The 14,436-nt window shown below is 30.6% G+C and carries 13 protein-coding genes; 11 read left to right on the forward strand and 2 right to left on the reverse strand.

Annotated features, from left to right (window positions below):
- Window positions 1-6: 6 nt before the first annotated feature.
- Entirely contained in the window at window positions 7-852 is an 846-nt protein-coding gene (locus BN2665_RS07470) for a MurR/RpiR family transcriptional regulator (protein ID WP_055666493.1), read from the reverse strand.
- Window positions 853-1,144: 292 nt separating this feature from the next.
- On the opposite strand from BN2665_RS07470, the gene BN2665_RS07475 reads away from it, so the two are divergent.
- The 9 genes from BN2665_RS07475 (at window position 1,145) to BN2665_RS26675 (ending at window position 11,625) form a co-directional block, all read left to right on the forward strand.
- A complete protein-coding gene (locus BN2665_RS07475) occupies window positions 1,145-1,843 on the forward strand; it encodes a sugar transferase (protein ID WP_055666494.1) in 699 nt (232 codons plus the stop codon).
- 23 nt (window positions 1,844-1,866) lie between these two features.
- The gene (locus BN2665_RS07480) at window positions 1,867-3,198 is read left to right on the forward strand and encodes a UDP-glucose dehydrogenase family protein (RefSeq protein ID WP_055666495.1); all 1,332 of its coding nucleotides are present in this window, start codon (window positions 1,867-1,869) and stop codon (window positions 3,196-3,198) included.
- The gene (pssD, locus tag BN2665_RS07485) at window positions 3,195-3,653 is read left to right on the forward strand and encodes a PssD/Cps14F family polysaccharide biosynthesis glycosyltransferase (RefSeq protein ID WP_055666496.1); all 459 of its coding nucleotides are present in this window, start codon (window positions 3,195-3,197) and stop codon (window positions 3,651-3,653) included. The genes BN2665_RS07480 and pssD overlap by 4 nt, the downstream gene beginning before the upstream one ends.
- A complete protein-coding gene (gene pssE / locus BN2665_RS07490) occupies window positions 3,650-4,132 on the forward strand; it encodes a PssE/Cps14G family polysaccharide biosynthesis glycosyltransferase (protein ID WP_055666497.1) in 483 nt (160 codons plus the stop codon). Before pssD ends, pssE begins: the two co-directional genes overlap by 4 nt.
- Window positions 4,133-4,151: 19 nt before the next feature.
- Complete coding sequence (locus BN2665_RS07495) at window positions 4,152-5,012, forward strand: glycosyltransferase family 2 protein (protein ID WP_055666498.1); 861 nt, start codon at window positions 4,152-4,154, stop codon at window positions 5,010-5,012.
- A gap of 172 nt (window positions 5,013-5,184) precedes the next feature.
- Complete coding sequence (locus BN2665_RS07500) at window positions 5,185-7,461, forward strand: glycosyltransferase (RefSeq protein WP_055666499.1); 2,277 nt, start codon at window positions 5,185-5,187, stop codon at window positions 7,459-7,461.
- 77 nt (window positions 7,462-7,538) lie between these two features.
- Window positions 7,539-8,951, forward strand: a complete 1,413-nt coding sequence (locus tag BN2665_RS07505) for an oligosaccharide flippase family protein (RefSeq protein ID WP_055666500.1) — start codon at window positions 7,539-7,541, stop codon at window positions 8,949-8,951.
- Window positions 8,952-9,247: 296 nt separating this feature from the next.
- Window positions 9,248-11,272, forward strand: a complete 2,025-nt coding sequence (locus BN2665_RS07510; protein WP_055666501.1) for a sensor histidine kinase — start codon at window positions 9,248-9,250, stop codon at window positions 11,270-11,272.
- A 74-nt stretch (window positions 11,273-11,346) separates the two neighbouring features.
- The gene (locus BN2665_RS26675; RefSeq protein WP_278335882.1) at window positions 11,347-11,625 is read left to right on the forward strand and encodes a bacterial transcriptional activator domain-containing protein; all 279 of its coding nucleotides are present in this window, start codon (window positions 11,347-11,349) and stop codon (window positions 11,623-11,625) included.
- 421 nt (window positions 11,626-12,046) lie between these two features.
- On the opposite strand, the gene BN2665_RS07520 is transcribed toward BN2665_RS26675, so the two are convergent.
- On the reverse strand, window positions 12,047-12,310 hold the full coding sequence (locus tag BN2665_RS07520) for a hypothetical protein (RefSeq protein WP_055666503.1): 264 nt from the start codon (window positions 12,308-12,310) through the stop codon (window positions 12,047-12,049).
- 148 nt (window positions 12,311-12,458) lie between these two features.
- Between BN2665_RS07520 and BN2665_RS07525 the strand changes: the two genes are divergently transcribed.
- Window positions 12,459-13,409, forward strand: a complete 951-nt coding sequence (locus BN2665_RS07525) for an LCP family protein (protein WP_055666504.1) — start codon at window positions 12,459-12,461, stop codon at window positions 13,407-13,409.
- A 108-nt stretch (window positions 13,410-13,517) separates the two neighbouring features.
- A complete protein-coding gene (locus BN2665_RS07530; protein WP_055666505.1) occupies window positions 13,518-14,159 on the forward strand; it encodes a DUF3793 family protein in 642 nt (213 codons plus the stop codon).
- Window positions 14,160-14,436: the final 277 nt, after the last annotated feature.

Here is a 14,436-nt window from a genome sequence, read left to right on the forward strand (position 1 = left end):
TCCTAATTATTTTTCCCAACCAACGAAGTGCCTTCCTTGCTGAATTTTTGATATGGCTGGGTCATAGTTCTTTTGTACAAGCCCTAAAAACAAAATATCTACAATGGATAGTTGAGTTATTCTAGAGCTCATGGCTGAAGTTCTAAGCAGTCCTTCAGCAGAAATGGTACATAATATTTTGTCGCTTAGTTTTGCTAAGGGACTACTCATATTAGAGGTAATAGCTATAACTGGACACTTCTTTTCTTTTATTTTCTCAGATATTTCTACAATCTCTTTTGTCTTTCCAGAGTAAGAGAAAACAATGCAGCAATCCTGTTCAGTTAAAGAGGGGACTATGGATAGACTTACATGTAAGTCCTCACTAAAAAGCGGTGTTTTTCCTATTTTAAGAAGCTTATTATTAAAATCCTTAGCTACCAAACCTGAATTTCCTATACCAATAAGTACAATTCTGCTTGAGTTATTAAGAAGTTCAATAGTAGCCTCTAATTCTGAAAAATCAATGTTCTGATAAGTTCCTTGAATAGATCTTATAGATTCCTCTACAAGCTTAAAGTACACATCCTTTAAGGGGTCCTCTAGGGAAATATCATCATGCATTTTCCTCGTATTGCTTTTTTCCTTTGCTAAGGATTCACTTAATTTTATTTTAAAATCTAAAAATCCATTAAATCCAAACTTCTTGATAAATTTTATAATAGTGGATTGGCCAACCCCTATTTTCTCAGCTAGTTCACTTGAAGTCATATTTTTTATAGTAGATGTATTGTCTAATATAAACCTAGCAATTTTTACCTCTGTGTTAGATAGGTTTTCAAGGTTGCTTTCTATTTTTAGCTTTATATCCATAATAAATTATTCCTCCTAATTGAATTATATGTGATAATTTATTCTAAGTCAATAATTCAATATTCATTTTTTTTATAATTATAGAATAAATTATTCCTGTTCATATTTTATCATAAATTGTGCTATAAATAAAAATTTGACTCATATTGTGTCATGAGCCAAGTCTTCGGAGATTTTTTATGCATAACTGAGAAGGAAACTATGGTGAACTTGGAAAAAAGTAATTGATGAATAATGTCGAAAAACTAAATATAATAAGAGTGTAAAAAATAATTTAATGCGGGGGGATTTTATGCAAAACTTATCTTCCACTTTTGCTGACAAAGAGCTAAGTGATAAGGATAAAGTTGGTTCTAAGAGTCTAATTGGTGAAGATTACAAAAAGAGCACAGGATATTTTGTTACTAAAAGAATTATAGATTTAGCTGGAAGTTTATTTGGAATAATTGTATTGTCACCTATTATGCTATTAACAGCTATTGCTATAAAACTAAGTTCAAAAGGACCTGTGTTTTTTGTTCAAGAAAGAGTAGGACAAGATACTAGGGTTTTTAAAATGTACAAATTTAGATCCATGATAATAGATGCAGAGGAATTATTATACAAGCTTAAGGATAAAAATGAAATGTCTGGTCCTATGTTTAAAATGAAGGAAGATCCAAGAGTGACCAAGGTGGGAAGGTTTATAAGAAAAACAAGTCTTGATGAGCTGCCGCAGCTTTTTAATGTACTTAAAGGTGATATGTCCTTAGTAGGGCCTAGACCTAATCTTCCTAGAGAGGTAGCGAAATTTGAACCTTGGATGAGAGACAAGTTAATTGCTAAGCCAGGACTAACCTGTTATTGGCAGGTCATGGGAAGAAATGATATAGATTTTAAGCAGTGGATGGAATTAGATATTAAATATGTTAGGGAAAGAAGCCTTTCGTTGGATGTTAAGCTTATTTTAAGGACTTTTAGAGTTCTGTTTGGAGATAAACACGCACGATAACAAAAGATAAGGAGATATAGAGTATGAAGATTGTTGTAGCAGGAACAGGGTATGTGGGCCTTGTTACAGGAGCTTGCCTTAGTCACTTGGGCCATAATGTAACCTGTGTGGATATAGATGAAAATAAAATAGAGTTAATGAAAAAAGGTATTTCTCCTATATATGAGCCTGGTTTAGAAGAGCTTTTAAAAGAAGGCTATGAACAGGGACGATTAAGTTTTACCCTAGATTATAAAGAGGCTTATAAGAATGCAGATGTTATTTTTATTGGGGTAGGTACACCAGAAAAAGAAGATGGCTCTGCAAATCTTGACTATGTATTTATTGTAGCGGAGCAAATAGCTGAGAGTGTAGAGAAGGATTGCTTGGTGGTTATAAAATCAACAGTGCCCATAGGTACTAATGATGAGATTGAAGAGTTTATTAAAGAAAAATCAACTCATAAGGTTTCTGTAGAGGTAGCCTCTAATCCAGAATTTTTAGCTCAAGGCACAGCGGTTAAGGATACCTTAAGTGCCAGCAGAATAGTTATTGGAGTAGAGTCTAAAAAGGCAGAGAAAACTTTGAGAGATATATATGAAAGATTTAATCAGCCCTTAGTAATAACCAATAGAAGAAGTGCAGAAATGATAAAATATGCATCTAATGATTTTTTAGCTTTGAAGATTTCTTTTATTAATGAAATAGCTAATTTATGTGAAATAGTAGGAGCTAATGTGGAAGATGTGTCTAAAGGTATGTCCTTTGATTCTAGAATTGGGGATAAATTTTTAAAGGCTGGTATAGGTTATGGTGGTTCTTGCTTCCCAAAGGATACTAAGGCCTTGCATTGGTTAGCTGAGGACAACGGCTATGAGCTTAAAACCGTAAAGGCTACCATAGAAGTAAATGAAAATCAAAAGTTTAGATTGGTTAAAAAGGCCAGGAAAAGATTTAAAAGACTTAGAGGGTTAAGAATAGCGGTACTAGGCTTGACCTTTAAACCCGGTACTGATGATCTAAGAGAGGCTCCTTCCATTCCCAATGTAAAAGTTCTAATAAATGAGGGGGCAGAGGTAGTGGCCTATGATCCTATAGGAGTAAATAACTTTAAAAAGCTATTTCCGCAGGGAGTTCATTATGTGGATAACCCAGAATCAGCATTAAAGGATGCAGACTTAGCTTTTATTTTTACAGAGTGGAATGAGATAAAGAGTATTCCTTTAACCAGATACAAGGCTTTAATGAAGCAGGCTGTTATTTTTGATGGAAGGAATTGCTACGACGTGAAGGAAGCAGCTGAAATAGGAGTGGAATATCATTCTGTGGGAAGGCAAGCTATTCTGCCAGATTTTTTTGGTGGTGATGCAAAATGATAAAGATATGCTTTACAGCCTCCTCAGGGGGGCACTTTGAACAATTGATGATGCTTAAGCCCTTGATGGATAAGTATCCTAGCTTTATAGTAACTGAAAAAACTAAGTATTCTGTGAAGCCAAAAGGAATAACAACCTATTACTTAGGGCAAATAAATAGAAGAGAGCCTTTATTTCTATTGAAATTTTTAAGTACTTTTATTAATGCTTTAAGAATATTTATCAAGGAAAGACCGGAGGTAGTCATATCTACAGGAGCCTTGGTTACATTCCCATTATGCATTATAGCTAAAGTTTTTAGGAAAAAGGTGATATTTATTGAGTCCTTTGCAAAGATACACTCTAGAACCCTAACAGGAAAATTAGTGAATAAGTTTGCAGATTTATTCATAATCCAATGGGAGGAATTAAAGGAGCTTTATCCAGAGGCCGTTTATGGAGGTGGAATATATTGATATTTATAACTCTAGGCTCTCAAAAGTTTCAATTTAATAGAGTACTCAAAGAAGTAGATAAGCTTATAGAAAAAGGTGTCATAAAGGAACAGGTATATGCTCAGATTGGATATTCTGACTATAAACCTAAAAATTATAGCTATGAAAATTTTGTGGACAGAAATACCTTTTCTAAATTTATGGATAATTGTGATTTGCTTATTACCCATGGAGGTACTGGAGCTATTATTACTGGAGTAAAAAAGGAAAAGAAGGTCATAGCCATACCTAGATTAAAGAAGTATGGTGAACATGTAGATGACCATAAGTTAGACATAGTGAGTCAATTTAAGGATATGGGCTTTATATATGCAGTATATGATGTACAAGAGTTAGGAGAAGCCTTAACGCTTATAAGAGGAATGAGTTTTAAGAGGTATCATTCTAATACTACTGCTGTAATTCAAATCATAGATGATTTTATAAATTTAAATTTATAGCTTTAATGGGAGGAAGTTTATGAACTACGCCATAGTAACGCCTGCAAAAAATGAAGAGGCTAATATAGATTATTTATTTTTTTCTATAAAAAAGCAGAGTATTAAGCCTAGAGTATGGGTTATTGTAAATGACAATAGTGATGATAGAACTAAGGAGCTTATAGAGAGAAACCTCCTTTTATATAGAGAAGATTTTAAGAATTCCAATGTAATTTTATATAATAATGAAAAGCAGAGTGAGTATGATTTAAAGATACATTATTCAGAGGTGGTAAGAAAAGGCTTTGATATAGTAGAGGAACTTATGGAGCATAAGAATATAGCCTTAGATTATATAGGCATATTGGATTCTGATTTGTTTCCCCAGCCTGATTATTACGAAAAGCTTATAGAGCATATGAATAAGAACAAAATAGATATTTGCAGCGGAAATGTAAAAGTCCTTACAAATCATAAGCTAATAGTAGAAAAGGTAGCTGAGGATTGGCCTAGAGGTGGCTGTAGATTATACTCCTACAAGTGCTATAGCAGCGCAGGCTTTGAAATAACTAGATCTCCAGATACATATTCTACATTAAAGGCCCAAATGATGGGATTTAGAGTAAGTAACCTTAAGGCGGCTTTTGTTCTATCCTTAAGAGAAACGGGGAGCAGACATGCCTATAAATATTACGGAGAATCCGATAGGTATTTTGGCTACGAATATTTGTACGCCATAAGTAAATTCCTTTTTAAGTTCTTTAAAAATCCTTCAAAGGCCCTAGCTTATATCAATGGATATATGAATATGAAGGAAGTATGTCCTAATGAAAATATTGTACAATATGTGAGAAAAACTAGTAAAAAGAAAATTTTTATGAAATTAAAAAAGCTTGTTTAATGCACAATGCACAATTCACAGTGCACAATGAATGATATTTTTCTAAGCGAAGCTTAGAAAAACTATAAAATAATATAATTATTCTTTTTTCTCAGTAAACTGAGAAAAAATTTCCTCAATTGTGAATTGTGCATTGTGAACTGTGAATTGAAAAAAAGGTGGTGATAGGAATATGAATTTTTATAACATATTATTTTTTTCTTTTTTTATACCGGACTATTTAGGGTTTCGTGCTGGAACCTCTTTTGTCAAATTTAAGAGTGTATATATTTTTTTAGCATTGTTTTTCTATGGCTTATATTTACTTAAAAATAAAGAACTATCTTTAAAGCATAAGAAAATAGAGATATTGTTATGTGTTCTGTTTGTATTGGCTGTACCTAAATTTTCTTTAATATCTATTCCTATTTTTATTTGTGCCATAATAAGCATATTGTGGAATAATTCAAGAAAGGGGACACAAAATACCTCTAAAAACAGCTTTGCTATAGACATAACCCTAATGAACCTGTTTACTTTATTAAATTTTGCTTTAGTATTGCTTCAATTTAAATTTAACTTTAAAACCTTGCTTTTAAACTCTCCTTTAAAGGCATTTGTAAACAAGGATATGATACATGATGTGATATATAGAGGCTCTATTGCTAGATCTATGGGCATATTTGGCCATCCTCTTTATTTAGCTAATTTCTTTGTAATATTATTGTTTTATTATATTTATAATGTAAAAAGCTTTAAGGGCAAGAAGCTATATTTATTGCTTATGGCTTTCATGATTTTTATGACCTTTTCAAGAATGGCTTATATTCTAGCCTTTATTATAATTATTCATGCCCTCTTCAATAAGATAAGAAGCAGTAAGATAAGAAGATATTTAGTTAGTCTTGGTATAGTGGGAGGCATAATTTCTATAGTGCCTATATTATTCTTTGTAAGTCGTAATGAAAGATCAGATTTATATAGGATGTATGGAATTAGGGTAATGTTAAGTAAAACCTTCTCTAATATTCATAGCTTTATGCTAGGTAATAGGGGAGAAAATAAACCCTACATCGCTAAGCTCTATCATAACAAAATAGAGATCATCATAAAAAGCGTGGATAATTTTTATGTTCAATATCTTTATAATTATGGCTTTATAATATTTGTCATTACAGTTTTGTTTATTTTAAAGCTTTATATAAATAGCAAGCATAAGCATAAAACTCTACTTATATTGCTAGTTTTAATGATGAATATGGCTACCAGTACCTTTGAATGGGATTTTAATACTACGTTGTTATTCCTTTTGGTAATGACTATAGATAAACTTACCTTAGATCAAGGTAAAAATAAAGCTCTCATAGTATTTAACGGCTACCTTAAGAAGAGTGGTGGAGTAGCAGAGCATGCTAAAATAATTCATAAGTTTCTAAATAAGGAAGGCTACGAGGCAAAGTTATGGTCTAGAGAAGAGCTGCCTAAAGCTTTATATTATATTATGGCTTTAATACACAAAATAGATAGTATTATGCCTTTTAGAGGCTTTTATGCTTATTCCTATTTAACAAGCTTGTACATAAAAAGCAAGTTTGAAGACTATGATTATTATATTTTTGAGGATATATTTACTCCCATGGCTTTTTACAGGGACAATAATAGGAGCATGGTGTTTATTCATGCCAGTAAGGCTGAAGAAATAATGCTGTTAAGCAATAAGGCTGAAAATTATAAGAAGCTTTATTATGAGAGATGTAAAAGATTAGAGATTAAATTACTTAACTCAAATAATAATATATATACTGTCAGTGAAGAGTATGCCATATTTTTAAAGGATTATTTTAATATGGAGAAGCAGCTCCCCGTTATATACAATTTTTTAAATATAGAAGATTTTGAAGCTTATCCTTTGATGAACAGGGAAAATATATGCTATTTTGTAGGACGGTTAAATAATAGAAAAAATCCAGGATTTTTAATAGAGCTAGCTCAAAAGCTTAAAGAGAATAATATAGAGTGCAAGATAAGGATTATAGGAGACGGAGAGCTGAGAGAGAGTATTCAAGAGGACATTTTGAAGTTAGAGCTAGGGGATTATTTAGAGTATATAGGTTTAATCAATGATAAAAAAGTATTGTATGAAAGAATATCTAGCGGAAAGATGCTGCTATTGCCCTCCTTAAAGGAAAGTTTTTCCTATGTGTTGGCAGAAGCTAAAATGCTTGGACTTAATACTATTTTAACCAAGGGTTTAGAAGTGCCTCCTTACTTGATTGATTATGAACTAGAGCTAGAATTAGATAAGTGGTATCAACGCATATTAGATATAATTAATGAGGATGAGGTTAGCTTTAATAATGATGTAATAAGGTCCAAGGAAGTAGTTTTAGAAAAATTTAAGTATGATCAGAAGATTTTTATAGAAAAACTTAGATCAATGCAAAATGCAAAATTCACAATGCACAATTAAGGGTGATTTTCAGCTTGTTGAAAATCTATGATTATAAGCTAGGAATAAACGGCTTGTTATAATTAAGAGGTGGAATATTGAGTTTAGTTAAAAATTCTATTTATAATATAATTTATCAATTGATTACTATAATTACCCCTATTATAACCCTGCCTTATGTATCTAGGATTTTAGGGGAAACTGGTATAGGAAAGCAGGCCTACACCAATGCAATAAGTCAGTATTTTATACTATTAGGTGTAATAGGATTAAATATATATGGTAATAGGCAGATTGCTTATGTGAGAGATGACAAGGAAGAGTTAGAAAAGACCTTTTGGCAGTTGACTCTGCTTCGTATTATTACCACTGGGCTAGCTTATCTACTTTATATAGTGATTTTTGTATTTTTTAATTCCAAGGATAGGACTATATATTTTATTCAGTCTATAAACATAATAGGAGCTATGATTGATATATCCTGGTTTTTTATGGGTATAGAGGATTTTAAGAAGATAGTATATAGAAATCTCATAACCAAGGTTATAGGAGTAGTGCTGCTATTTTTATTTGTTAAAAGCAGCACTGACGTTTTAACCTATATACTCATATTATCCATTACTCAGTTGCTAGGGCAGATCACTATGTGGACCTATATACCTAAACTTATTTCCTTTAGGAGGATTAGCTATGAGGAGGTCGTTAAACACCTGATGCCTTCTATTAGCCTATTTATTCCTCAGCTGGCTGCTCAGGTGTATTTGCTCTTAGATAAGATTATGCTAGGCTGGTTTATAAATGAAGCAGAGGTGGGACTATATGATAATTCTCAAAAGATAATAAGGCTTACCATGACCATAGTTACCTCTGTAGGTACTGTGATGATTCCTAGAATGTCCAATATATATGCCAAGGGAGACTTAGAGGAGTTTAAGAAGATGATATATGAGGTTTTTTCTTTTATGAACTTTATTTCAATACCTATGGCCTTTGGACTCATGGCTATAACCTATGATTTTAAGCCTTGGTTTTATGGCAGTGGCTTTCAGGGTATAGAGCCTTTAATAATAATAAACTCTATAATCATAGTCTTTGGGGCTTGGTGCAATATCTTAGGGTTCCAAACCTTAATACCTATGAAGCAGGAGAGAGAATTTACAATTTCCGTATTCGCTGGAGCCATTATAAACTTTTTGCTTAATTTATTATTGATATATAAATATAAATCCCTAGGCACTAGCATAGCCTCCGTGATAGCAGAATTTGCTGTGCCAGTAGTTCAGATGTATTATTTAAGAAATTTCATAAATTTAAAGGTGTTATTTAATGATGTAAAGAGATATTTATTAGCCTCAATCGTAATGTGTTTTTGTGTAGTTCTATTATCCAAGGGTTTAAAGCCTTCAGCTTTAAGTACCTTATTAGAAATAGGTCTTGGAGGATTAGTATATCTTTTGATTTTAATATTATCAAAAGATCCAAATTTAAAAAAGATTAGAAAGCTTTTATAAAATGAAAATAATGAAGAGATTGCCTATTCTAATATATTTAAAGATTTAGAGTTAAATTTAAAGGATATATTTTAATGAAGTAAATAATACAGAGCTTTCTTGGCAAGAGCAAGAAAGCTCTGTATTATTTTTTATCTAAGATCGTACTATGACATATTAAGACAATAATATATATAGTTTTAATTTTAAGTAATTAAAAAAACGAAACTTGCGATATTTTTTAGAGACAATAAATGTAAAAAGCTCTGACTTAAGAAATTTAAAGTGATAAAATGTATGGAAAAGGGGGGCGTTTTATGATTAAGTCAGAAGTTCATAATAAGATTACTATCAAAGAACTAGTATTATTACTGTCCTCATTCATAATTTTCTATTTTATAAGTGCAAAGAATTATATATTTTTTCACAGCGTCATAGAAACTATAATCACTATGATTAGCTTTAGCTTAATGTTAATTTCATTAGGAACTCTAAAAATATCTGAAAATAGCTATTTTGCCTTTTTAGGAATTACTCTAGGCTTCATTGGTATCATAGATTGGTTTCATATTTTCACCTATAAGGGAATTAATATTTTTTCTAGTAACTCTAACACACCCACTCAACTTTGGGTGTTAGGCAGATACTATGAATGTTTTATAATGTTTCTATCCTTTAGATATATAAAAAGAGAGATACATGTTAAGAAATTAATATTATTTAATGCTATATTCTTAATAGTATCTTTATCAAGCATAATTGTATTTAGTATTTTTCCTGATTGTTATGTGGAGGGAATAGGTCTCACTACCTTTAAAAGGATGAGTGAGTATTTATCATCTATGGGATTTTTCATTATTATTTTAAAATACATAAGAAGTAAGAATGAAGTACTATCAAATAATAGGTATTATTTGATACAATCTATGATATTTAGAATACTTAGCAGTTTAGCTTTTTCATTATATTTTGATGTTTATGGAATATCAAATTTTTTAGGACACATTTTTAGATTTATATCCTTTTATTTTATATTTAAAATTCTTTTTGAAAATATAATTACCAAGACTTACTCAATACTTTTTCACGACATTAACAGGAAGGCTGTAGAATTAGAGGAAGCAAACAAACTACTAAAGGAGGCTAATGCAAAGATTAAAGAAGGAAATGTGCTTTATAAAAAATTTATCGATTTTATCCCAGATGGGATTATTGTTTTAAGAAAAGAGAGGATTACCTCTGTTAATAATAGATTTTGTGACATGGTAGGTATTAAAGATGAAGAAGAGATAATAAACCGCAACATTTACTTTATCATAGATAAGCCATATTATGCTTTGTTAAATAGTAGATTAAACATTAAAGATAAGGATAAACTTTTAAGTTCAGTAGAATACGAAATAGTATGGGGTGATAAAAAAGTTTTTGTAGAAATGTGCTCATTGCATGTAGAGGACGAGGAAGGAGGATATTTAATATCAGCAATACGTGATATTACGGATAGAAAAAGGGCAGAGGAAGCCCATAATTTATTATTAGAAAAACAGAAATCAGAGCAAATAAAAAATGATTTTTTTGCAAATATATCTCATGAATTTAAGACGCCTATAAATGTGATATATTCAGCACTGCAATTGCAGAAGGATAGCTATTATAATTCAAATATGGATAGTGTAATAAAATGTAATAAGATAATTAAACAAAATTGTTTAAGACTAATAAGATTGATTAATAATCTCATAGACTTAACCAAAATAGAAACAGGTTTTTTTAAACCTAATATGAAGATAGAAAATATTATAAATATTGTTGAGGATGTATCTTTATCCATAGTGGATTATGTAGAAAGTAAAAATATGAATTTAATTTTTGATACAGAAGTAGAGGAATTATATATTAATTGTGATGTGGATTTAATTGAGAGAATTATGCTTAACCTATTATCGAATGCTGTAAAATATGGTAAGGAGCAGGGGAATATACAGGTTTCCGTATATCAGAGGAGCGGCAATTCAGTGGGGATTAGTGTAAAGGATAATGGCGTGGGGATACCGCAGAATATGTATTATAGAATTTTTCAGAGGTTCGAAAAGGTGGATAAAAGCTTATCAAGAAATGCTGAAGGTAGTGGTATAGGACTATCTCTAGTAAAATCCCTTGTGGAGATGCAAGGGGGAACTATAGATTTTAATAGCAAAATTAACGAGGGAACAGAATTCTTAATAGTTTTTCCTATAGAAGAACAATACTTAGAAGCGGCCATTACCACTGAAAAGGTTAGGCTCTATGAAAAGAGTATTATAGAAGCTATAGAGATTGAGTTTTCAGATATCTATTCTTAAAAGACTGTGGCTGATAGCTACAGTTTTTTTATTGATAAAAAATAAATGCATATAATGGGAGCATCTGTTATTATATAGAGTCAGTTAAAAAAATAGCTGAATATTATATTGAACATAAACAGTATCATAAAGCAGAGGAAAAATTAAAGAATATGCTAGAAATAAATCCTCTGGACGAAAAGGGATATGAAATGCTTATGAGAGTGTATTACTACATGGGTGACCGTATAAAACTATCCATGCAGTATGAGCAATTAAACACTCTTTTAACGAAAGAGTTAAATCTACCTATTAGAAGCTCTACAAAGCAACTTTATAAAAAACTATTATTAGATTTGGAGTCAGAGAAATAAGTTAATTTCTCTGCTTTTTTATTGAAAGCACTACGTTGTTTTGTGAGAATTTTGAGAGAATACTATTTTAATATAGAAATATAATCTACAATATTTTTTCAAATTCATTAAATAAAGACTCTATTAATGGGAGAGGAGGTATAAAAAAAGAAAGGCTATTATGCTTTGAAGGTAACTAAACACAAATTGTAGATTCATAATAAAATCCATGATAAAACCCGCAATAACCATAAAACCCAAAAATAGCAAACCACATATACAATATACATAAAATAAGTTTAAAAACTAACCCATTAAAAGAATAAGTGAAAGATATGTTAATAAAATAAAAAAATTAATAAGCTGTGTAGCCAAGGCTGCAGTTTTTGTAGCCAAAAAGTAATATCCTTCAGCCAATAGTTTTACGGGCTGAAGGATATGTTTATTCTTCTAAGGTATTTATATAGTTTAGCACATCTCCTAGGGTTTGAGAGGTGTAAAGTGAATCTAAACCACCACCATGATAAAATACTGCAAATTCTGAAGGACTAAAATAGAATATATGATAATTTCGTTCTCCTACCTTACGATGGCCTAGGCAGCTTTGTTCGTCCACAATAAGGGATTCAATTCTTTTATCTCCTGCAACTATGTTTTTCAAATTTTCTAAAGGCTTAAAGCGCTCATAAAATTGGAATTTTTCCATGATTCATCTCTCCTTGCATTTTCTAAGGTGAAATCTTTAGTAAATATATTATAACACTATTCATACAATATATAAACTGAATATTTATACTATTTAAACAATATATTAATAGTATTAGGTTCATATCAATAAATTTAAGGAGGAAGGGTTGAAAAAAGCCAGTGGTAAATCCTTTTTTATAGTAGCTGCTTCTGTTTTACTTATATTGCTTTATATCTTTACCATAATGTTTTATAGGATATATAGAAGATTAGATAATATAAAAACTAACACTATAGATATTTCTAATAAGGAGCTAAAAATTAATGAAAGAACTTATGAAAAAAGCGTGGAAAATAGCATAAGTAATATATTGCTTTTAGGAATAGATATAGAGGAAAACGCCTCAGATTCAATTATTATAGTATCCATAGATGATAGAAATAAAATTATAAAACTATGCTCTATTATGAGAGATAGTTATATTTACTTTGGAGAAGGAAAAATAAATAAGATAAACTATGCATATCACTATGGAGGTCCAGTGCTAGCTATAAAAACTGTAAATGAAAATTATGATCTAGATATAAAGCATTATGTAAAGGTTAATTTTCAACAATTAGTAAATATAGTGGATGCTATTGGAGGAATAGAAATTAAATTAAAGGAAGAAGAATTACCCTATCTAGGAAATACTCAAAAGAACGTAGGAATTAATAAATTAAATGGAATGGAAGCCCTTAATTATAGCAGAATAAGAAGGGTTGGAAATGGTGATTATGAAAGAACTCAAAGGCAAAGAATAGTGTTGCAGGCCATCTTTAATAAGGTTAAAGAATTACCTATCACAAAATATGAAGCTTTGTTAGAGGAAATATGCTCTAGTATTGAGACAAGTCTAGATAAACTTGCTATGCTCTCCTTATCTCAAAAGATTATAGGCTATGGAAAAAATAAAGTAGAAGAAACAAGAGTACCTTATGATGATTTAAAATATGATGATTATATCGATGATATATACTATTTAAGATGGGATAAAAAGCAAAGTGTGCAGAGACTTCATGAATTTATATATAATGAAGATAGTAAATATGTAAAAGGAAGAGAGATGCCCTACTAAGGTATGTAAAAGTATCTATGGTGGGGTTTATTTTTTTATACATATATTCTGCATTTATTGCCTTGTGCCAGGGAATACTGAGGCTATAGAATATAAGGAGGATTAAAAATGGAAATTATGCTGGCAAGAGAATTTATGAAAAAAATTATGACCTCTGAACAGCGTCACTATATGATGAATATGATTACTTATAACATATCCCCCACACTTAAAGGCGCTAAGCCAGCTACATTAATTACTCTTTCAAATAATAATAAAGGACTATATGAAGCTTGGCTGAAATATGGTAAGGAATATTTAGAAACAGTAGGAATTGAGGCTTTTGAGCTTGTTCATTCTGCTGATACAGTAATTATACTATTTTACTATAAAGAGATTTTAGATAATCATTTAAATAAAAATGAAAACAAAAGCTTTTTAAACAGTTTAGGATATGACTTACATATGACTTTACATGAAAAATTGAATCTATTAAGACAAAGGTATGTAAAATACCAATGTCCCCATGAGATTGGATTATTCTTAGGTATACCCCTAAAGGATGTTTTAGGATTTTTAAGATGGCAAGGCAGGGAGTGTTTAGCTTGTGGATACTGGAAGGTATATGAGAATAAAGAACGAGCGTTGAACACCTTTAAAAGCTATGATAGTTGTAAGGCGGAATTTGCTAAATTGTACTTAGAAGGTGTTGACCTTTGGAGTTCAGTTAGGTATATTAACCTTACTACTGACAAAACTGAATTTTTATAATTACTTTTTAGTATGGTATTAGCCATACTTTTTTTATTATGTATGTTTTAGAATAGCTTTTGTTAATTGTGGTAGTGGAGGGTGTTGATGAAATATTACTGTTGGAAAATGACTGGAATTATGTCGTTATATATTTAACGTTAAAATAATAACGTGTAATTTTACATTTAATTGAATTCATATTTTTTACCAAACTACTAAGTTAAGGCTATGCATAGCTTTATTAAGAAAATTATGAATATTCTGTAAAAAGAAAGATTTCCTATACTTTGTTAAA

The organism is Desnuesiella massiliensis (assembly GCF_001403615.1).
Taxonomy (GTDB): Bacteria; Bacillota; Clostridia; order Clostridiales; family Clostridiaceae; genus Desnuesiella; species Desnuesiella massiliensis.